The following is a 21,096-nucleotide window of genomic DNA, read 5'->3' as shown; positions in this document are numbered from 1 at the left end:
AAAACCAACACTGATATCTATGCACAAAACGCATAGATTCAATGTTGATGTTTCATTATTTTTTCTCGGATGATTCAACTAAAGTTACTTCAGTTTCCTAATATTCCTCCTACGGAGCAGATCATGTTTAAAGCACTTGTACTAAACCAAGAAGACAAAAAAACTATCGCATCAGTTTCTCAAATTGATGAGTCTCAATTACCAGAAGGTAACGTGAAAGTTGATGTGAGCTACTCTTCTTTGAACTACAAAGATGGTTTGGCGATAACAGGTAAAGGGCGCATTGTTCGCAACTTCCCTATGGTTCCTGGCATTGACCTTTCTGGCGTGGTTTCACAATCTGATGACCCGCGCTACAAAGCAGGCGACGAAGTTGTTCTAACGGGTTGGGGTGTTGGTGAAGGTCACTGGGGTGGCATGGCTGAGAAAGCCAGCCTAAACGGTGATTGGTTAGTGCCAATGCCAGCGGGTCTAGACGCTAAGAAAGTCATGGCGATTGGTACCGCTGGTTTCACCGCTATGCTTTGTGTGCAAGCTATCGTAGATGCAGGCATCAAACCAGAAGACGGTGAAATCCTAGTAACGGGTGCTAGTGGCGGCGTAGGCAGCGTGTCTATTACGCTGTTAAACCAACTAGGCTACAAAGTAGCAGCGGTTACTGGCCGAGCTTCAGAAAATGGCGAGCTTCTAAAATCACTAGGTGCAACACGCATTGTAGAGCGTGCTGAATTAGAAGAACCAGCGAAACCACTTGAGAAACAACTGTGGGCTGGTGCTATCGATACAGTAGGTAGCAAAGTACTTGCGAAAGTATTGGCACAAATTGATTACAACGGCGCGGTTGCAATGTGTGGCCTAGCAGGTGGTTTTGATTTACCAACTACAGTAATGCCATTCATTCTACGTAACGTTCGCCTACAAGGTGTGGATTCCGTAATGTGCCCTCGTGAAAAACGTATTAAAGCGTGGGAGCAACTGGCTGAACTACTACCTGAGTCTTTCTACGGCCAAGCGACTAAAGAAGTGCCTTTAGATGGCGCAATTCAAGCTGCAGAAGACATCACTAACGGTCAAATCACTGGTCGCGTAGTCATTAAACTATAGATTCTCAAACATAAAGTTATCAAACCTTAAGCAACAGCTTTAGGCTTGGATAACCCAAAACAACAAAGGGCTGATTTTTATCAGCCCTTTTGCGTTTTTGTTATTCGGGTCTAGTGAGCCCAGACTCAGTCCTAGTTAACCCAAACCGACATCCGCAATTCGTTTTTGAATCAGCTCACCACACTCTTCTTTTACCACTCTTCTTAACCACTGTTGTGAAGCAGAAGAATCACATCGCGAGTGCCAGATCAGTGAGTAATCAAACGGCATAAATTCAAATGGTAATGGCTTGACGACTAAGTCATAACGCTCTGCCACCAAGTAAGCCAAATCAGCAGGTACAGTAATCACCAACGGCATTCTATCGACAATCGCCAATGCCGCTTCAAGGTGATAAGCACGCAGCACCATTTTTCGTGGTTGTTGATTGGCTAAGGCATTGTCTAATAAAGCCTTAACACCATCACTGATCGCAATCATCGCGTGCGGGAGTGATACATAGTCTTCAAGGTTTAAAGGCTTATCGGCTAATGGGTGATTCTTAGATAACAGGCACGACACACCGACCGGCCCCAATACATCTTGATGAAGTGGTGCAACGCTGCCACTCGGGCGACAAATAGCCATATCGACACGTTCGGTGCTGAGTTGCTTAAACAAATGCTCATGCTGCAATGGTGCAAACTCCAAAGAGATGTTCGGCGCTTGCTCATAAATCTTCGGCAGAGCATAAGGCAAGATGGTTTGCATCGCGTAGTCAGTGGTCGCAATCAAAAAGCGCTCGCTGCAATAGTAAGGATCGAAATCACTCGGGCTAAGAAGTTGGCGGAATGATTCTAAAGGTTGGTCAATGCGCTGGCTGATCTCGAGTGCTTTCTTGGTGGGAATAAGGTGCTGACCTTGGCGTGTAAACAGGGGATCGTTGAGTAGTTCTCTTAAGCGCCCTAATACTCGGCTAGTTGCCGATTGGCTTAGGTTAAGACGAAGCGCGGCTTGACTAACACTGCCCTCTTCAATCAATACCTTTAAGGCGACCAGTAAATTCAGGTCTCTACGATAGATGTCTTCTAATTCCACGCCACTTACCTAGCTGTATACAATTATCATTGGTCACTAAGTTGTTTATAGCATGCTTTAGATAAAAAAAATCCCGCAATTACGCGGGGAAGCCCAAGAAAATCTGGGGATAGTGTCGGAATGTTGTCGTATTGGAATTTGCTTGCTGTATTCGGGTTAGTGCTCTTGCTCCTCGGCTATGCCTTGCCAACGGCGCATCTCTACCCAAATACCAATAATCGTTGCTACTATGCCAAAAATTGGCATTAGAGAGGTCTCTGTCGATGAGCGTAGTACTAACGCACAAAAAGAAATAAAACAGAGAACTGAATAAATTGTTAATCTATCTAATCCTGTCAACATCGCCACTCCTTAGCTAGTTGCCTTTGATCTAAATTGTTATCAACTTGTTAATTAAGTTATAGGAAATGGTTCCGTTTGCCAAGCACTTATTGCATATTTTTTCTGCAGACGTATTATTCACTCGTTAGATAGATATAGAGATACAAACCATGACATTCAAACCTGAACTGGCAACCCACACTTTAGAAGCTGAAGGCCTGCGTTGCCCAGAGCCAGTAATGATGGTCAGGAAGACAATTAGAAACATGCAGGATGGCGATGTGTTACTGGTAAAAGCTGACGATCCTTCGACAACTCGTGATATTCCGAGCTTTTGTCGATTCATGGATCACCAGTTGGTAGGCCAAGCGACAGAAACGTTGCCTTACCAGTATTTGATCAGAAAGGGATTGGAGGCGTAACGCCCCACCGACTATCAAGTATCAAAAAAGCCGCTCGTACCTTATGTTCTTAAACAGAACTCAGAGTACGAGCGGCTTTTTGTTTATTCGCTTCTAGACTTGTTTTGCAGATGCTCAAGCTGATGCTGAATTTCTCGGATATCTTTTCGCATAGGAATAATATGCGCAACCCGAATCCAAGCTTCTACCGCAAGCCCGGTCATGATCATCGAACCAGCCACCATTGGTAGCCACATGTCCGTCAACACCATGCCTAGTAGTGTAAGTGCAAGACCAAAGGTAAATAGATAACTTTGGCTTTGTGGAGTAATACCCATATAACGCGTCAACATAATCATGCCCTCGTGTTCTTAACTCACAAGATTAAAATATCATGACAAGTATGACAGTTATATGTCCATTCGCTCGATAAACCCCACAATACTGTAAGAGTATGACCTACAACACATTACTCCACTGGTTGAGTATAATAAGACTCAATACTACCGATTAATAGAACGCTGCTGCGATAGCCAAACCCACGAACAACAAGGCTGTGATCTTGCGAATCAGGTCAAGTGGCATCTTATCTGCCGATAACTTACCAATGATCACCACAGGCACATTCGCCAACAACATACCAATGGTAGTACCGAGAATGACCCACGTTAATGCATCCGAATATTGAGCCCCTAGAATCGATGTCGCAATCTGAGTCTTATCACCGATCTCAGCAATGAAGAAAGCGATAAAACTGGCGACAAACGGCCCTCGGTTCGAGATCTGCTCATCGTCATCTAATTTATCCGGAATCAGAATCCAGCCTGCCATCGCAATGAAACTGACCACCAGCACCCACTTAAGTACTTCAGGAGATAAATAATCAGCAACCACAACACCTAGCCACGCAGCAAGGGCATGGTTGGCAATGGTGGCAAAGAAAATAGCCGCAATAATAGGTAGCGGTTTTCGATATCGGCTGGCTAATAAAAGGGATAACAACTGAGTCTTATCACCGACCTCGGCTAAGGCGACAGTTGTAATTGAAATTGCTAAAACGCTCACGACATGCTCATTTGGGATGAGGATTATTATATTTAACCAAAGACAAACCTCGCGCCCCATCCCGGTTCACGATGCTTGTCTAAGGTCTTGCTAAGCGCCACCAAGGTGGTGGTTGCCTCGAACGCCATGATGATTTTGCATCAATTATGTTGACGAACGAACTCATTCAATAGGATATGAATAAGCAAGCTACTCCCCAAAGACCGCGAGATTTTAATCACCCATGCTTTCAAACACAAGTGTCAAAGTTATCAAAATATCCACTTGTGCCGAAAAACAAACATTAAAGGCAAAAAAATCCACTAAACGACATTTTAGACCACTAATTAAACAAGATTACCCCTACTCGCTTTACCAATATCTCGGTATACTCAGAGGTTATTTTTATCATTCATTTAAAAGAATCGCGCGAACCTGACTATGCAAAAATACGATATCAAAACCTTCCAGGGAATGATCCTCGCGCTGCAGGATTACTGGGCACAAAACGGTTGTACCATTGTTCAACCACTAGATATGGAAGTAGGTGCTGGCACCTCTCACCCAATGACATGTCTACGTGCACTTGGCCCAGAGCCAATGTCTACGGCATACGTTCAACCTTCTCGTCGTCCGACTGATGGTCGTTACGGTGAAAACCCGAACCGCCTGCAGCACTACTATCAATTCCAAGTAGCTCTAAAACCTTCTCCAGATAACATCCAGGAGTTGTACTTAGGCTCGCTTGAAGTTCTTGGTGTCGACCCACTTGTTCACGATATTCGCTTCGTAGAAGACAACTGGGAAAACCCAACGTTAGGCGCATGGGGTCTTGGTTGGGAAGTATGGCTAAACGGTATGGAAGTGACTCAATTCACTTACTTCCAACAAGTTGGCGGTCTTGAGTGTAAGCCTGTAACGGGCGAGATCACTTACGGTATCGAGCGTCTAGCAATGTACATCCAAGAAGTAGACTCTGTTTACGACCTTGTATGGAACGTAGCACCAGACGGTTCTAACGTGACTTACGGTGATATCTTCCACCAAAATGAAGTTGAGCAATCAACATACAACTTCGAGCACGCAGACGTAGATTTCCTATTCACTTTCTTCGACCAGTGCGAAAAAGAGTGTAAAGAGCTACTTGAGCTTGAGAAGCCACTGCCGCTTCCAGCTTACGAGCGCATTCTGAAAGCAGGTCACGCATTCAACATCCTTGATGCGCGTAAAGCTATCTCTGTAACAGAGCGTCAACGTTACATCCTTCGTATCCGCAACCTGACTAAAGCTGTTGCAGAGGCGTACTACGTGTCACGTGAAGCGCTTGGCTTCCCAATGTGTAAGAAGGATAAATAATCATGGCGAAGAATTTTCTAATTGAACTAGGTACGGAAGAGCTTCCACCAACAGCACTTCGTTCTCTAGCAGAAGCCTTTGCTTCTAACTTTGAAGCGGGTCTTAAAACGGCTGAGCTTTCTCACGAAGGCATCAAGTGGTACGCAGCACCTCGTCGTCTAGCACTTAAAGTGACTGCACTGGCTGAAGGCCAAGCAGACAAAGTCGTTGAGAAGCGCGGTCCTGCAATTTCTGTCGCATTCGATGCGGAAGGCAACGCGACTAAAGCTGCACAAGGTTGGGCTCGTGGTAACGGTATTACTGTTGAGCAAGCTGACCGCCTGAAAACAGACAAAGGCGAGTGGCTTCTTTTCAAACAAGAAGTGGCTGGCAAACCTGTTCAAGAATTGGTGATGGACATCGCTGCGAAAGCTCTCGCTGGCCTACCAATTCCTAAAGCAATGCGCTGGGGTAACTCAGACATTCAATTTATCCGTCCAGTGAAAACACTGACAGTACTACTAGGTGATGAGCTTGTTGAAGGCAAAATCCTAGGCGTAGCTTCTGCTCGTACTATCCGTGGCCACCGTTTCATGGGCGAACAAGAGTTCACAATCGACTCTGCTGACCAATACCCTGCGATCTTAGAAGAGCGCGGTAAAGTAATAGCAGATTACGATGCGCGTAAAGCGATCATTCTTGCTGATGCTAAAAAAGCAGCTGACGCAGTTGGTGGTATTGCAGACCTAGAAGATGACCTTGTTGAAGAAGTTACTTCTTTGGTTGAATGGCCAGTGGTGCTTACTGCTAAGTTTGAGCAAGAGTTCCTAAAAGTGCCTTCTGAAGCTTTGGTTTACACCATGAAAGGCGACCAGAAGTACTTCCCAGTGTATGACGCTGATAAAAATCTTCTGCCAAACTTCATCTTCGTTTCGAACATCGAGTCTAAAGAGCCTCGTCACGTAATCGAAGGTAACGAGAAGGTTGTACGTCCACGTCTTGCTGATGCTGAATTCTTCTTCAACACAGACCGCAAACGTCCGCTGATCGACCGTCTTGCTGAACTAGACCAAGCTATCTTCCAGAAGCAATTAGGTACTATCAAAGACAAAACCGATCGCATCACAGAGCTTGCTGGCTACATTGCTGAGCAAATCGATGCTGACGTTGAAAAGTCTAAGCGTGCTGGCCTACTGGCTAAGTGTGACCTAATGACATCTATGGTATTCGAGTTTACGGATACTCAAGGTGTGATGGGCATGCACTACGCGACTCACGATGGTGAAGACGAGCAAGTAGCACTAGCACTTTACGAGCAGTACATGCCTCGTTTCGCGGGTGACACACTACCAAGCACTGGTATTTCATCAGCAGTAGCAATGGCAGACAAGCTAGACACTATTGTAGGTATCTTCGGTATTGGCCAAGCTCCAAAAGGTTCTGACCCATTCGCTTTACGTCGTGCATCACTAGGTGTGCTACGTATCATCGTTGAAAACGGCTACAACCTAGACCTAACCGATCTAATCGGTAAAGCGAAAGAGCTACTAGGCGACAAGCTAACTAACGACAATGTTGAAGCTGACGTTATCGACTTCATGCTAGGTCGTTTCCGCGCATGGTACCAAGATGCTGGTTTCAGCGTTGATATCATCCAAGCGGTACTAGCACGTCGTCCAACTAAGCCAGCTGACTTTGACCAACGTGTTAAAGCGGTTTCTCACTTCCGTGAACTGGAAGCAGCAGAAGCACTAGCAGCAGCGAACAAGCGTGTAGGTAACATCCTTGCTAAATTCGATGGCGAGCTACCTGCTGAAATCGATCTTGCTCTTCTTCAAGAAGACGCAGAGAAAGCACTGGCTGAAAACGTTGAAGTAATGACAGAAGCATTAGAACCAGCATTCGCAACAGGCAACTACCAAGAAGCCCTAAGCAAGCTTGCTGATCTACGTGAACCTGTTGATGCATTCTTCGATAACGTAATGGTTATGGCTGATGACGAAGCGCTTAAGAAGAACCGTCTAACGCTACTGAACAACCTACGTAACCTGTTCCTACAGATTGCTGATATTTCTTTACTACAGAAGTAAAACCAATTTGGAATAAATATTAAGGGGGAAGCTTTGGCTTCTCCCTTTTTTTTATCCAAAGCTAGTGTAAGCTCTATCTGGTTGAATATTATTGTAGATAGGGATATTACATGCTGGTTGTTTTGGTTGAAGATAATGAAATATTGAATCACCACCTATCTTCTCAGCTCAGTGAGCAAGGACATACTGTCCATGCAGATAGAACAGCTTCTGCATGTTTACAAACGATTCAAAAACAGTCCAATACAGATGTGATGATCATTGACCTTGGCCTCCCTGACTTTGATGGCATTACGCTGATCAAGCAAATACGTCGTAAAGAAATTGCAGTCCCAATATTAATCTTAACCGCACGTGGCAACTGGCAAGATAAAGTAGAAGGGCTTAACTCCGGGGCTGATGATTACCTTACCAAGCCCTTCCAATTTGAAGAGCTACACGCTCGCCTTGAGGCGCTTGTTCGTCGTAATCAAGGGTTTTCCGCTTCCCAAATCAAAGCGCAATCGCTCACCTTAGACACTCAAGCCAAACGTATCAGTTACGATGATGCTCTGATTGAACTTACAGCCTTAGAATTTCAAATATTCGAGTACTTAATTCGCCATTGCTTACAAATCGTATCTAAACAACAAATCGCAGACTCCCTTTATGCGCAGGGTGAAAATGTTCAGCTAAACAATATTGAGGTTATCGTTTCACGCTTACGTAAAAAGTTAACGCAATACACTCAAGCTAAGCTGATCAGCACCATTCGCGGGCAAGGTTATCGTTTTGAACTAGAAGCCAAGTAGTATGAAAAGACTGTACAAAACTCAGTTCAGACGTCGGACATTCGCCGTTGCTGCTTCCATTATGATTTCAATGGTACTCACTAGCGCCTGGTTCTACTACAACAGTCAAAAACACCAACTTTTTGAGTACTACTCGAAAAATACCCTTCGAGAATTGCCTGCTGTAATCAATGAACTGCTGTCTTCTGGGGAAATACCGCCATTGACGGAGTGGGATAGGTTCTATGCGAAAGAGTCTCCCAACACTAGCGTCACTCTATGTGATCACAACAATCAACAAGTATGGACATCAGTAAATATTGAAAGACGAGCTAAGCTGCTATCAGAGATAGGCGTCAGCCAATCTCAAGTCAACGAACTGTGTCATGATCTAAATTTCCCCATAGATACTATTCGTTTGGTTGAAAGACCGAATGGCGCCGCTTTTATTGTCCACACAATTCTCTGGAAAGGTTTCCAGGAAAAAAAAGATGGCAGAGTTATCTTTACCCAAAGGGTCGAAGAGAAAATAGAACCCATACATCAGTTAAAATACACCGCGGTTGGAGTGTTAGTGGTTGCGCTTGCTTTGATCAGTGCTCTACTTTGGGTTTTTTATCGAATTAGTTTTGCTCCGTTTGCTCGACTAGAGAATGAGCTACATGACATAAAACAAGGTAAGAAAAACCAATTGGCCCAGTCATACCCTGAAGATTTACATAGCGTCACCAGTGCATTGAACGAATTGCTATACCAACAAAAAGAAAATCAGGAGCGTTATAAGCGTTCTCTCAATGATCTCGCCCATAGTTTGAAGACTCGCGTGACAGTTTCTCAAGCATTGCTTGATGAAGACTCATCCAAAACAAAGAATGACCAAATCAACCAACAACTGTTAGAAATGGATAGCTTAATTCAGGCACAACTCAAAAGGGCTTCGCTAGGCGTTAAAGGTATAACGACTTCATCGACACCGATAAAACCAATCCTCGACAACCTAGTAGGCATGTTTACGAAAATCCATGCCGATAAAAAGATCCAATTCATCACTCAGTTTGACGACCAGCAGACCGTGCCTCTTAATAAAGATGATCTTATGGAAGTGCTCGGTAACCTATTAGAAAATACTTATCGGTTCGCACAAACCTCTATCGAATTCAAAGCCACTCAAAGCGAACAGCAGATCCTGATTGAGATCTATAATGATGGGCCAGTAATAGATAACTCGATCAGCCAAACCTTATTTCAACGTGGCGTAAGAGCCGATCAGAAGACCCATGGTACAGGATTAGGTTTGGCGCTATGTGATGAGATACTCCATAGCTACAAAGGGACAATCTGGTTCGAGCAATCAGATAACCCATCCGTGGGTGTCGTTTTAAAAATACTGCTCCCAACAAGTTAAATTTGTAAGGCAGGGTTAAGAGTGAATATCAACCCTGCGATTGTTATGGCGACCGGATTCAGTCTCGTTACTCTGCACTGGGTTCGCCTCACCTTGTGAACTCACAGTCAGGTCTTCAATATTTACGCCTTGCTCTTTCAAATACCCAACAACAGCATTCGAGCGCTGTAAGCCTAAGCTTAAGTTGTAACTATCACTACCTTTTGAGTCGGTATTCCCCGTGACGATAAATTCGGGAGTTTGATGTTCAAGTTTAGCTATAAGTTTTAACAATAAATAACGAGATTTTTGATTCAGTTCATCGTCATCGAAATCAAAAGTCACGCGAGCCAACACCTCACGAGCCAACTTACCTTCTACAAATTTAGTTCGACTCAGTAAGTATTGTGCGCAATCAGCACTTTCTGATACTTGAGTTAACTTATCTTGAATCAGATTTTTAATCGCTTGATTAGCTGTGCTTGCGTTCACTTGCATGAACGGACCTTGGTGATACATCACTTTCTTCCCCTGACCGATCGTTACCGTCTTCTCTAGTTCAGAGTCGCCCATATGGCAGTAATGATAAAGTAGTTCGTTAGTATCTGGTTTTAAAGGGGCTGCCAGTATAGAAAACGACAGAGTAAATAAAGACATAACAGATATAAGCGTTTTCATTTTTGCTCTCTTAATAATATTCAGTTAATAAAAAGGATGTCACATACCTCTATTGCGCTAAGTGACCCACTTCTTCCGTAATTAATCCCAAAATTTTATTGAGAATGTCTTCCTTGTTTTCAGCCTTATAAAAATTATCTCGGCCAACGCAATTACGCAGACCCACGTTTTTATTAAGTTCATAATCGAAACCAATCACAGCCATGCGCGCGTTCATTCGTTCACCATCAGGTGTCATCATTCCTTGGCTTACCCCGCCAATTACCTCTATGTCATCATGCGTATTATCTGCCGAAACTTTGCCGCCGTTGACCATATTGAGAATGTTGCTACACATACCTTTCGATACAAGCTTATTGGTTTGCCCTGCGTAGTGATTCCAATCCTCCCCATCAGACAGAATAATGATCAGCTGCTTTTGGTTCTTCGACATTGAAGTCACAATTTGCCCTGCACGAATAATACCTTGCAGTGAAGCAGTGCCTCCCCCAGCTTTGAATTTCTTGACCTTTTTGGTGAAGGATGAAAAATCGGTGGTAAAATAGAGGTCGTAGAACCGTGCATCATCATCGCCATTAGGCACACGCGAGGCTTCTCCTTTAACGATAAATTGTTGAGCTATCGTTTTGTTAAAATTCACCGTATCGTCTTTATCGTATTCACCTTCTCTTGAAACTACCCGCTGATCGCGAACCACTAAGTTATCATTCTTATCTTTATTGATGGTTCGGCGATTAAAACCGGTAAGTGCAACCCGATGAGGGTGCTCTGGATATAGATCGTTATACGCGCCGAGTTCATCAGCCACATCTTCAATAATGTCTTTCAGATCATTTAGCTTAGAATGCCGACCACCACTCCACGAGTCATTCATAGATTCTGAAAAATCGACGATAAAAGTAATGTCTATCGGCTGGCTTTGATAGCGTCGTGCTTTCGATGATCCCGTCACATTGAAGCTATCACCAAAGCCAGAAATCACATCGTTACCAGGAAACCAGGACTTGTGCAGTGTTTGACCCGCAACACGATATTCAAAGTAGCGTGCTTCGCCTCTTTCCGTAGCAGCAATACATTCAGGTATCTCATCACACCCTAGCTTCTTAACTTCAATATCTAGGATCGAGTCCATGTCATATAGATAATGCTGAATATAGCGCTCCGCCAATTGGTGGTCTTGCTCATCTTTTGCTGATACCGCTAGAACAGCCGCTTCTGAAGCTTCCTCTAATCGAGCTTTGGTTTGTAATGCGCGGGCACCATCAGAACCAAGCATAAACACTCCAAACAAAGCTGGGATCATAATGGCAAACAGCATAGCTGCATGGCCAGACTGCTTACGCATAGCGTGTTTCATAACCTTTCTCTTCGCTCTACCTGCCGATCACGACAGAATCAGACATCACGTGAGTAAACTCACGCCCCAAAATACCACCAATCCAATTATCCGATTCATAACAAACCGTCACTCGGTACAGGGGCATTTCTCGACCTCGGTTAGTCACTACCGTCATGGACTCTAATGAATCAATGGTTTGCTTTATTCTGCAGGCAACAACACCGCGTTTTTCACTGATCGCGGGGTTGGGTGTACCCACTTGTTTGAAGCTCAACTCTTCCACCAACAACCCATAGTGTTCCCGTTCAAAATGACCAAAGGTACGCAGTAAGGAATGCTGAGCAATGATATCGATATCATCGACTTCTTTAGTTGTAAGCTGATAATCAGTATCATAAAGTTGGGTTCTCTCTTTAAGTACATTGACCAGTGAATAAGAGAGTCGATCGAGTTTTCCTTTCAATGAAAGCTTGATGATCACGTCACCACTGAAAGCAATCAATAAGCTGAAAAATACAGCGACCATGGCAAACTCAATACTAAAAACCCCCTGCTGCTTACTCTTCAAATTCCCATGCTTTAGGGTTCTAAATTTCAAATTTTGACCTTTCATATTCCTGCACAACAATCATCTCTCTGCTCATTAAATTCTGAGTCGTGAAGAAGTAGCTAAAGATAGGTGAAAAACGGTAGTTAATTCGATAAATGGCAAGCGCTGCGTTATCAGCATCACCACACTCTTTAAATTTTTGACTACCAGAAATACTGCATTGGTCTGTAATACTAGCTAACTCACTCAGGTTTTTAGAGTAGTGAATCGTGACTTGAAAATTGTCGCCATTAACAACCTGATTCCAGATACTGCCTTCTCGGTGCAAAACCTTATCTACCGTATCGAGATAATTTCCTGAGCCCTTTTTAGCTGTGCGAGCCACCTCTGAAACCGCCAAGTCGTTGATCGCAGAAATGTACGAGATATAGCTCATCTCAACCCACGCCATACACATCAACCAAAAAGCAAAAAAGCCCACCGCAAACTCTATGCTCGCGACACCCTTTTGCTTATATCGCATTACCCGCCTCCTCCGATAACGAAAGACCACTGACTGCCAGCGTTTGGCTCTCTAATGAATAAGGAGTGTGGTGGCGCAACGCCTGATAAATTTTTTGGATTTGGTGCTTGCTGTATCTTTCACTCAACACACTTTCGACAAACGGGTAGTGGCCCAACTTAGCCATACTCAACGTCAAGTTTGCCATCATCTGTTCGTTCATCTGACCGCGCTTATACAATGGTAATAAACGCTCCATAGCTGCTTGATAATGCTCTTGCGTAATATCGAGCACAGCCAAATTATTATTCACTGATACCGAGTCATAAAAATGCTCGCGCGCGCGTTCAAAATACCGACGAGATAGATCAAACTGATAGCTGTAACCATAAAACGTTCCCAGTAAATTCTCGGCTGCCGCATGTGTAGCATTTTCCACTAATACTTGTTTAGCACTACTGATCGCTGCTGGGTACTGACCTAATTCACCTTATGCTTTCGCTTGCATCAATAAACTGTTCACACTGGGTTGTGGTTTTTGAGTAACAGGGGCAATGTAAAACAGAGCCGACTCAGCATCGCCCATAGCTAAATATGTATTCGAGAGTTTTTCTCTCACTTCATCAGCGTCGTATTGCTGCAGCTGATTTTTATACAAACGGGTTAACTGAACGTAATTATGTGTTTTTTGATAGATAGCCTCTTTTGACTCATCTTTCTGCCAACTCGCTTGAGTTGAACTGCATGCCGCCAACATTAAAACTAACGTTAGCGCGATTATTTTCTTAAACATTAAGCATCATCCTCATTACCCCCGGAGCGGCAATTACGAATACAATTGGGATCAAGATAAACACGATCAGTGGAATCGACATCTTGGCAGCTAACTTCCCTATTTCTTCTTCTAGCTCTAGCATTTGCACTTCTCGAATATCGCCTGCCAACGTCGTTAACACGTTATAAATCGAGGATCCATGTTGAATGCTCTGCGTCAGCGTCATCACAAAACTACGAACTTCTGGTGATGGAACCTTGCGATACAACTCCTCTAAGGCATTTTCCATTCCGACCAAACGAGCCCGTTGGTTTGTCACCTCCAACAAGCTAGAAAGCTCTTTATCAAAGCTTTTCATTTCAATGGAGAGGTATTTCATTGATGCTTCGATTGTCATGCCGGTTTGGACGCAAATCGCCATTAGGTCAATCAGATACGGCATTTGACGAGAGATTCGACGTTGACGGTTTTTAGCTATCGAGCTCAAGACTAGGTCAGGCATCACAATAACCACCATAGCCCACCCCGCAGCTATCGCGATCCATGATTCAGACGAAACCTCAATAAACCAACACACGCCTGCAACAACCACTTGCCCGATAAACAACGCACTGTACTTCAGTGGCATAAACCATTGAGCCCACCGGATGTCACTCACGCCAGCATTAGCAAAGCGCACTGTAATATCACTTTCGGAGGTGACGAAAATAGTCGACATGGGCGTCAACCAACGATTCAGTTTTATTTCTGCCTCTTTTGACTGATCGGCCAATCGATGATGTTTCGCTAAGGCTGCTATACGGTGTTTTTTCTGAGTACACACGACTAACCAATAAAATATGAGCAACAAGCCAAATGCTACGCCGGCCCAGGCGAAAAATAACCCAACGTTCGAGAAGTTTATTGAAGAAGCCATTACTTCACCTTTTTCATTAACGCCCAGATGATCAGCATGCCGATACTTTCACTTGTGATGAGGTAGTAAAGAATCGGTCTCCCTTCTGGGTGGTGCATTACGAACTCAAAATTTTCAGGACTAAGAAACTGCAAAATAAACAGAAAGAAGAATGGTGTTGCTCCTACAATTTTTGCGGAGATACGAGCCTCTGAAGTAAGAGCAAACTTTTTTCTTTCTACAGCTCTCGCTTCGAACATTTGTCGATTCAGACGTGACATCACCTCTTTTAATTGCCCCCCTCTTTGCATGTTAGCTCGCAAGGTAATGACAAAAAAATGAAACGACGGATACGGAAAGCGACGACAAGATTTACGAAACACATCATCAATCGGCTCGCCTAAATTGAGGCGCTCGCTCATCAGCTTAAACTCTTTACCTACCTCACCTTCAAGTTTCTTCCCTACATACCCAATGCCTCGCCCTATGCTTTCACCCGCACTAAGGGAACTTGCCAGCATGTTCAACGCATCAGGGAAGGTTTCTTCAAAGCGTTTTCTCTCTCGTTTCTGTAAATGGAGATAACCCAAAAACCAAGCGGTAATGAGAGTCAAAGGCAAAATTTCGAACCAAGGTAAGCGCAGTGACATTTGATTAAGAGTGCCGATCGCAAGCAGTGCTACAACAGAAAAAATGACGACCTTACCTAATGCCATTTTTCCAAGTTGGCGCTGTAAGTTATCCCAACGCACATGAAGTTTCTGTTTGAAGTTACGATCAGAAAGACTGGCAAAATTAACCGCTTGTTGCGTAAAACTCAGATCGCTTTTCAGATTACCTTTCGCTTGCTGTGATAAATACTCATCAACAGAAGGAGCTCTATTCGGCTTAAGCGCTACAATCATGAGTATTGCCCCACCCAAAATAATCAACCAATACATGTCTCACTCCTATTGATTGAGTGTCATAGACTCAATCACTTGAGTTAACTTCTGCTCTACACCAAAGAAACGGGCTTTTTCATAAAGCGCAGAACGAGCCATAACACCAGATGTCACATAACTACCTCGAATGCGACCATCAGGGCTGTGAGGTGAAGTTTGGAAAGAGAACAACTCTTCTAACACCACGTTGCTTCCCTCAATACCGACCACTTCAGTGATATTCATGATCTTTCGAGAACCATCATGCAATCGGCTGACCTGAACGACTAAATCGACCGCGCTTACAATTGAGCGGCGGATCGCTTCTAAGGGCAAATTATTGGTCGCCATCATCACCATTGATTCGACACGAGCCAAAGCATCTCGTGGTGTATTGGCGTGCAACGTAGACATTGAACCATCGTGCCCAGTATTCATGGCTTGCAGCATTTCAAATGCTTCACCACCACGGCATTCACCCACAATAATTCGGTCTGGGCGCATTCGCAGTGAATTAATCACTAAATCTCGAGCGGTAATAGCCCCCGTCCCTTCAATGCCCTCATGACGAGTTTCCATTCGAACAACATGTGACTGCTGAAGCCTTAACTCAGCGGTATCTTCAATAGTGACGGTTCGTTCACCCTCTGATATATGCTGTGATAAAGCATTAAGTAACGTTGTTTTTCCCGATCCCGTACCACCAGATACAAGAATATTGAGTCGGCAACGTGCAGCTAATTGAAGTAAACCTGCCATCTCGGAAGTAAGAGACCCAAATTCAACTAATTCTTCAAAACCAATACTTTGTTTTTGAAACTTACGAATCGAGATTGACGTCCCTCCAATGTGATAGGAGGAATGACAATATTCACACGGCTACCATCATCTAACCGGGCATCACAAGTAGGAGAAGACTCATCGACCCTGCGCCCAACACGACTAGCGATGCGCTTAGCAATATCAAGCAACTGCTTCTCATCGATAAATCGAACAGGTGCTTTCTCGACTAAGCCATGACGCTCAATATAAACCTGTTGTGGGCCATTGATCATGATGTCGGTGATCGAGTCATCATCCATCAACACCTGCAAAGGCCCGAGGCCAACTAACTCATGTACCATGCTGGTGACATATTCTGATTTTGCCAGTGATGAAATAGATAACTGATCTCGACTCACTAGCATATCAACTGCGCTAGCTAACTGAGCTTCTAACTCTAGACGCGGTAAGCTTTCAATAACACTGGCATCAAGTGCATCAAAGATCTGCTTACGCAGTTGTAAATAAATGCGCTGTGCATGTTCCATATCGTCCCCTTACCGTTTTAACCACTGGAAGAATGAAAATGCTGTTTTTTCCGCAACTTTCTCTCCCATCAATAAGGCAACTAACGTTTGCAGTCCGTATTTCATTTCAGAACGTGATTCACTAAGCAGCTCACCTTGAAGTAGGTATTGATTAGCTTTGAAATCAAACACTAAATTCGCGTCTGCCTCTCGACCAAAATACTTAACTACATCCGCCTCACTAATTGACGCTGCGTTATGTGGTCGAGAGCGGTTCATTACCGTCAGTACGACAAGGTTGGGATAATGCACGTCGATTTCAGAACGAATTCGATTCAGCTCTCTTAATGACGATACTGTTGCATCAAATACCAAGACTAAAGCATCTAGTTTCCCCACCGCTTGTCTAAACTCTTCATTGGTTGTCGCAGTGTGAGAATAGTCTTCCACGACAAAAGCATGACTTGAAATCATCTGCTTCTTTAAAGACTGGGTGTATTGGAATAACTCATCACGGCCAAACTCATCTGATTCCACCGCAAGAAGTGACAAATTTTTTTCAATATTTTGTACCAAGCTTGTCGCGATATCATTATCCACTCCTGTAGTAAGGGTGCCTTTTTGAACACTGCGCTTAGTAAACTTCTTAAGCCCTAACATCACGTCAATATTGCTGCCAGTGTAGGTATAGTCGACTAGCAAAGTACTCGCATTTTGATGCTTGGCCAAACGGCGAGATATCTCACACGCGACTAGTGAAGTACCGACCCCACCTTTCACGCCCATGACTGCTATTTGCTTGGCTTTACGATTTGTACTCACGCCTTGTTGTGCTGCGTGGTTACGGGAAACGTTGTGATAAAAATCGATCGTTTCCGCTTCACCCGCTGGCCAAAACAAGTAATAGAAACCCAACTGTCTTAAGGCTCGAATGATGGATATGGTATCTTCACTGCCAATAATGATCACGGACACATGAGGAGGTAAGGTATGAGTCAATAACTGAGCATCAGCGACAATATCTTGGCTTTGATTTAATTCAACAAATACCACTTCAACATCTGGGTATTGCTCTAATCTAGTCACATTTGTGTCTTGGCTGGCGAACGAGCTAGGCTCAATCAACCCTTCAAATCTGAACGATTTTTGGATGAAGTCGCGGCATATCTCGGTTTGGAAAAGCATCGCACAACGATTCTGTTTCTCCGATTTTTTAGGTTCCGCACTGTTTAGTTTATTCACTAAATCAAACATCTGAAATTCTCTAACAGTTAGTAATTAGATTGCTTTGTGCGGGTTGACCATTGACTGCCAACGGCTCGTGTCCACATTGCACCCTAAGCTTCCATTCCCATACTCGCCGACCCGTTCCTGGCGGCAAATTTCTAGTTTGGTCTTATATGTTGTGACTGAAAGACTTAAGTCAAAGCGACTCTCTAGTGGTAACGGATCTGATGCGTTTGAGTTATGCTCATTTGGGCTATAACCTATTTGACTGTATTCAATCTGACTCGACATCACACCAGCTTGGATTAACTGGCTCACAACCTCTTTATAAAGCGCCTGATTCCCGTTCCCTTTGGTACGTCTTTTCCATTGCGCCACCTTTACATTTTTAGGGTAACCCAAGATAAACTCACTCACTTTTCTGGTCACCAACAGGGGTTGGTCAGAGCGAAGTTTAAGCTGATAAGTCACAGGAAAAACTTCAACTTACGTTCCGCGAGGCTCCGATATACGGTCAACACACCCTGTAATAATGACGGCGGTAAACAAAGTAACCATCAATGATTTCATTGGCTAAACCCTCCAGCAGACAAAGCTTCATCAGCCCACTTTTGTTGTGATTGTTCATAGCCACAGCCTAGTCCAAAAAAGCGCTTGAGCGTGCTAGTCTTTTTCATCGTCGGTAATTGGATCTGCTCCGCTTTGACTGGTTGAACTAAATTAACGGTCGCTACAATGACTAACTCAGTTTTACTACGTTCGGTTCCTGTATGGCGAAACAAAGCACCGATAATAGGTATATCACCAATGTAGGGAATTCGAGTCAGTGACTCTTTCTCTTCACTGTTAAGCAACCCACCAAGAACGAAGCTTTGTCCATCCCCCAGTTCCACGGTTGTCTGGGCGCGTCGTGTTCTTAATGCTGGTAAATCAAAGTTGTCACTGCTGTAACTACCATCTAGGGAGCTAACCTCTGGTGTCAGTGCTAGCTTAATTTTGTCATCTCGAAGCACCTTAGCCAGTAATTCCAGTCGCACACCGAATTCCTTATATTCAACGTTGGTTGCACCATCTATAACCGTCACAACGGGCAGTTCTCCACCCACTAAGAAACTCGCTTTCTCACCTGAAATCACCGACAAATTAGGTTCAGCTAGAACTTGACCAACGCTATCGGTACCTAAAGCTGAAATAACAGAGACAATATCGCTAGCACTAAAATGAGTAAGTTGATCCACAAATATGCCGGGCGTACCATTGCTGCCCATCTTGATGCCGAAGTCTTGCATAAAAGAGTGCGATACCTCTGCAATGGTCAACTTAACGTTCACCTGCTTAGTCGCTGATATTTCGATATTATTCACGACGCCTGCGTAATTAAGTTGAGTCATAAAACCCACATCAATGTCGTCACTCTCTTCATCACTCATTTGAAAAGAGGTTGAGTTCGCTGTTTTCCCCAAAAGCTCACCCACCAACTGGTGAATGTTATCCTTTTCCTGTTCATTAGCGACGACACCACTCAGAACAACGTTCTCACCGATGCCTGCTACAAACACTTCCGCATCGGGAAATAACACATCAATTTGTTGCTCTATTTCGCGATAACTTTTATTCACCAACAATAAGCGGTTAAATAATTCACGCCCTTTCGCATCAAATGCGATAAACGAGGCAGATCCGATATTCTTCCCAAACACCACGACCTTATTACTATCAATCACTTGGTAATCTGCAATATTCTTCCCTGAGATAAAAACCTTTTCGATTTCCCCTCGAATCGAAAAGGTTTTAGCTTCTCCCTGAGCTAAATTAGTCGAGCCTTGAGCCAAAACCTCGAATGGAAGCAGCAGAACCAATACTAAAGTCAACATTGTTGTTTTCATGGTTAACGCCCTACTCAAAACGGTATTCACGAATTCCACCAGTGCCGCCACTGCTTGGAATGATGTCTGAAGAATCAGCTTCTAGATCATCAGAAAATTCCTTACCCAATGACTTGTGCACGGCCACTTCTGCAATCCGCTGTGCCACCGTGAGTTGTGCCAGTTGTTGATTCGTCACTTGTAAGATCAATGTCACCTGAGTCTCTTTTTCCAACGTTAACGTGCTCACTGCTTTTTCTGACGTCACCATGTCCAAAACCGGTATTTGGGCCAGTAATGGCACCATAGTGAGATGTTGAATATCTGACACCGTATCCTCACTTGATAAGTTCTGATCCGGCGTTGAAAGAACAGATATATCGACTAAATCTCCGACTGCGATGGTGCCACCTAGTACATCTCTTCCCGGTACCGTAACGTTATAAGGCACAAATCCAGGGCGGATCACCGCCTGTAAGTACTGACTGTCTCCGGGAGATGTCAACATATTCAAGTCCACCAGCTCATATGCGGCAATGTCATGCACTGCGAATTGAGGAGCATTCCAATCTAACTCAATGTTTCGATCGATTCCCAATAGCGCTGCACGAGCTTCAGGCAAGTACTCTATAACGAAGTCGCTACGCTTCAGCTGCTGACCTTTCACTGCCGGGTGAGTGAGTTTCCATACCTTAAAAGTCACTTCTATAATTGGTTCTTCAGGCTGAGCGGGGAAAGTATCCATCGGTACATTCACCACACCATAGAGGCCTATAGATATAGCGAGAAACGCTAAGCCAAGAATGATTTTGGAGTTCATGATTCACCTATAACGATGCAGCTATACCTAGTAGGCTTCCTAGACAAATAGGTACCCCATAAGGAACGCCTCTATTTATCCACTCAGAATTACCAGTTGTTTTTCCTAATACCCACTGAGTAATCGCTAGGGTTCCACCTGCAAATAAAATCACATTAACCGCCAACAACATCATATTGGGCGATACCATTAAACTGAATGCAGCCAATAATTTACTGTCTCCAGCAGCTATAACATTGAAATAAAATAAAACTGCGCCGACGGCTAACACTATGAAAAAGTTATAAAACTGCTCAAACTTTTCGGTTTGACAGATATAAAAAACACCCAAGAGAGCAACAGCTACCACCACTCCATTAGATATTATTCGGTATCGGATATCTTGATAACTGACGATTGCAGCCATGGTGGCTAAGGGAATTAACCACCACAGTTTATGAGGCATTAATTAACCTACACTTGGCGACGAATTAGCGGCTTCAATATTATTAGTGATGGTTGTGATAGCACCTTCTAAAGCTTCACGAAGAGAGTCGTTAAATACAGCCAATACGATTGCTGACATACACACACCTAGGATTGCGTATTCAATCGCTGTAACACCACGTTGATCATTATTAAAAGATTGAATAAATAGCTGAGTTCTAACAAATAAATTAGTTAACATTCGTTTCTCCAAAAGATAGATAGGTTGTTTTTTCTTCGGA

Annotated in this window: 24 protein-coding genes and 1 pseudogene; 6 read left to right on the top strand and 19 right to left on the bottom strand. The window is 43.8% G+C overall.

Features of this window, described 5'->3' with window-relative positions; all coding sequences use genetic code 11:
* The first annotated feature begins 123 nt into the window (after window positions 1–123).
* Entirely contained in the window at window positions 124–1,104 is a 981-nt protein-coding gene (locus tag ACED28_RS10085; RefSeq protein WP_017099656.1) for an MDR family oxidoreductase, read from the top strand.
* Window positions 1,105–1,239: 135 nt separating this feature from the next.
* Here ACED28_RS10085 and ACED28_RS10080 read toward each other — a convergent pair whose 3' ends face one another.
* Both ACED28_RS10080 and ACED28_RS10075 read right to left on the bottom strand, forming a co-directional pair.
* Window positions 1,240–2,181: a LysR family transcriptional regulator gene (locus tag ACED28_RS10080; protein WP_017099657.1), complete on the bottom strand. Its 942-nt coding sequence runs from the start codon at window positions 2,179–2,181 to the stop codon at window positions 1,240–1,242.
* A gap of 156 nt (window positions 2,182–2,337) precedes the next feature.
* Window positions 2,338–2,523, bottom strand: coding sequence for a hypothetical protein (locus ACED28_RS10075; protein WP_004736674.1), 186 nt, complete (start codon window positions 2,521–2,523; stop codon window positions 2,338–2,340).
* Between the two features lie 149 nt (window positions 2,524–2,672).
* On the opposite strand from ACED28_RS10075, the gene tusA reads away from it, so the two are divergent.
* On the top strand, window positions 2,673–2,924 hold the full coding sequence (tusA, locus tag ACED28_RS10070; protein ID WP_004736675.1) for a sulfurtransferase TusA: 252 nt from the start codon (window positions 2,673–2,675) through the stop codon (window positions 2,922–2,924).
* A gap of 83 nt (window positions 2,925–3,007) precedes the next feature.
* Here the strand turns inward: tusA and ACED28_RS10065 are convergent, their stop codons facing one another.
* Together ACED28_RS10065 and ACED28_RS10060 are read right to left on the bottom strand one after the other, a co-directional pair.
* On the bottom strand, window positions 3,008–3,262 hold the full coding sequence (locus ACED28_RS10065; RefSeq protein ID WP_009848161.1) for a hypothetical protein: 255 nt from the start codon (window positions 3,260–3,262) through the stop codon (window positions 3,008–3,010).
* A gap of 151 nt (window positions 3,263–3,413) precedes the next feature.
* Window positions 3,414–3,968: a TMEM165/GDT1 family protein gene (locus ACED28_RS10060; protein WP_371709766.1), complete on the bottom strand. Its 555-nt coding sequence runs from the start codon at window positions 3,966–3,968 to the stop codon at window positions 3,414–3,416.
* Between the two features lie 420 nt (window positions 3,969–4,388).
* On the opposite strand from ACED28_RS10060, the gene glyQ reads away from it, so the two are divergent.
* From glyQ to ACED28_RS10040, 4 genes are all read left to right on the top strand, one after another.
* Entirely contained in the window at window positions 4,389–5,303 is a 915-nt protein-coding gene (gene glyQ / locus ACED28_RS10055; protein WP_371709765.1) for a glycine--tRNA ligase subunit alpha, read from the top strand.
* A 2-nt stretch (window positions 5,304–5,305) separates the two neighbouring features.
* Complete coding sequence (glyS, locus tag ACED28_RS10050; protein WP_371709764.1) at window positions 5,306–7,372, top strand: glycine--tRNA ligase subunit beta; 2,067 nt, start codon at window positions 5,306–5,308, stop codon at window positions 7,370–7,372.
* A gap of 110 nt (window positions 7,373–7,482) precedes the next feature.
* A complete protein-coding gene (locus ACED28_RS10045; protein ID WP_009848157.1) occupies window positions 7,483–8,163 on the top strand; it encodes a response regulator transcription factor in 681 nt (226 codons plus the stop codon).
* Window position 8,164: 1 nt separating this feature from the next.
* Window positions 8,165–9,547 carry an ATP-binding protein gene (locus tag ACED28_RS10040; RefSeq protein ID WP_371709763.1) on the top strand — a complete coding sequence of 461 codons (1,383 nt, stop codon included), beginning with the start codon at window positions 8,165–8,167 and terminating at the stop codon, window positions 9,545–9,547.
* Window positions 9,548–9,562: 15 nt separating this feature from the next.
* Here ACED28_RS10040 and ACED28_RS10035 read toward each other — a convergent pair whose 3' ends face one another.
* From ACED28_RS10035 to ACED28_RS09965, 15 genes and pseudogenes are all read right to left on the bottom strand, one after another.
* Complete coding sequence (locus tag ACED28_RS10035) at window positions 9,563–10,204, bottom strand: OmpA family protein (RefSeq protein WP_122047434.1); 642 nt, start codon at window positions 10,202–10,204, stop codon at window positions 9,563–9,565.
* Between the two features lie 49 nt (window positions 10,205–10,253).
* Window positions 10,254–11,561 (bottom strand): hypothetical protein, encoded by a 1,308-nt coding sequence (locus tag ACED28_RS10030; protein WP_371709762.1) that lies wholly within the window; start codon window positions 11,559–11,561, stop codon window positions 10,254–10,256.
* A gap of 16 nt (window positions 11,562–11,577) precedes the next feature.
* Complete coding sequence (gene tadF / locus ACED28_RS10025) at window positions 11,578–12,156, bottom strand: tight adherence pilus pseudopilin TadF (RefSeq protein WP_009848153.1); 579 nt, start codon at window positions 12,154–12,156, stop codon at window positions 11,578–11,580.
* Complete coding sequence (locus tag ACED28_RS10020; RefSeq protein WP_009848152.1) at window positions 12,131–12,616, bottom strand: TadE/TadG family type IV pilus assembly protein; 486 nt, start codon at window positions 12,614–12,616, stop codon at window positions 12,131–12,133. Before ACED28_RS10020 ends, tadF begins: the two co-directional genes overlap by 26 nt.
* Window positions 12,606–13,034 (bottom strand): tetratricopeptide repeat protein, encoded by a 429-nt coding sequence (locus ACED28_RS10015; RefSeq protein WP_371709761.1) that lies wholly within the window; start codon window positions 13,032–13,034, stop codon window positions 12,606–12,608. The genes ACED28_RS10020 and ACED28_RS10015 overlap by 11 nt, the downstream gene beginning before the upstream one ends.
* A gap of 51 nt (window positions 13,035–13,085) precedes the next feature.
* Window positions 13,086–13,388, bottom strand: coding sequence for a hypothetical protein (locus ACED28_RS10010; RefSeq protein ID WP_371709760.1), 303 nt, complete (start codon window positions 13,386–13,388; stop codon window positions 13,086–13,088).
* Window positions 13,381–14,286 carry a type II secretion system F family protein gene (locus ACED28_RS10005; RefSeq protein ID WP_371709759.1) on the bottom strand — a complete coding sequence of 302 codons (906 nt, stop codon included), beginning with the start codon at window positions 14,284–14,286 and terminating at the stop codon, window positions 13,381–13,383. Before ACED28_RS10005 ends, ACED28_RS10010 begins: the two co-directional genes overlap by 8 nt.
* Window positions 14,286–15,206, bottom strand: a complete 921-nt coding sequence (locus ACED28_RS10000) for a type II secretion system F family protein (RefSeq protein WP_371709758.1) — start codon at window positions 15,204–15,206, stop codon at window positions 14,286–14,288. Before ACED28_RS10000 ends, ACED28_RS10005 begins: the two co-directional genes overlap by 1 nt.
* Window positions 15,207–15,215: 9 nt before the next feature.
* Window positions 15,216–16,498 (bottom strand): annotated as a pseudogene (locus ACED28_RS09995) (CpaF family protein).
* 9 nt (window positions 16,499–16,507) lie between these two features.
* Window positions 16,508–17,731, bottom strand: coding sequence for a P-loop NTPase (locus ACED28_RS09990; protein ID WP_017099667.1), 1,224 nt, complete (start codon window positions 17,729–17,731; stop codon window positions 16,508–16,510).
* 24 nt (window positions 17,732–17,755) lie between these two features.
* Window positions 17,756–18,121: a hypothetical protein gene (locus ACED28_RS09985; RefSeq protein WP_371709757.1), complete on the bottom strand. Its 366-nt coding sequence runs from the start codon at window positions 18,119–18,121 to the stop codon at window positions 17,756–17,758.
* Between the two features lie 149 nt (window positions 18,122–18,270).
* Window positions 18,271–19,590 (bottom strand): type II and III secretion system protein family protein, encoded by a 1,320-nt coding sequence (locus ACED28_RS09980; RefSeq protein WP_371709756.1) that lies wholly within the window; start codon window positions 19,588–19,590, stop codon window positions 18,271–18,273.
* A gap of 10 nt (window positions 19,591–19,600) precedes the next feature.
* Window positions 19,601–20,389, bottom strand: a complete 789-nt coding sequence (locus ACED28_RS09975; protein ID WP_371709755.1) for an RcpC/CpaB family pilus assembly protein — start codon at window positions 20,387–20,389, stop codon at window positions 19,601–19,603.
* A gap of 7 nt (window positions 20,390–20,396) precedes the next feature.
* On the bottom strand, window positions 20,397–20,834 hold the full coding sequence (locus ACED28_RS09970; protein ID WP_371709754.1) for a prepilin peptidase: 438 nt from the start codon (window positions 20,832–20,834) through the stop codon (window positions 20,397–20,399).
* 3 nt (window positions 20,835–20,837) lie between these two features.
* Complete coding sequence (locus ACED28_RS09965) at window positions 20,838–21,056, bottom strand: Flp family type IVb pilin (protein ID WP_009848142.1); 219 nt, start codon at window positions 21,054–21,056, stop codon at window positions 20,838–20,840.
* Window positions 21,057–21,096 lie beyond the last annotated feature (40 nt).

The sequence above is a fragment of the Vibrio sp. 1F253 genome, assembly GCF_041439295.1.
In the GTDB taxonomy this organism is placed as follows: Bacteria; Pseudomonadota; Gammaproteobacteria; order Enterobacterales; family Vibrionaceae; genus Vibrio; species Vibrio tasmaniensis_A.
The sequence above is the reverse complement of the archived record's forward strand: the minus strand, read 5'-3'. Positions and strand labels throughout refer to the sequence as shown.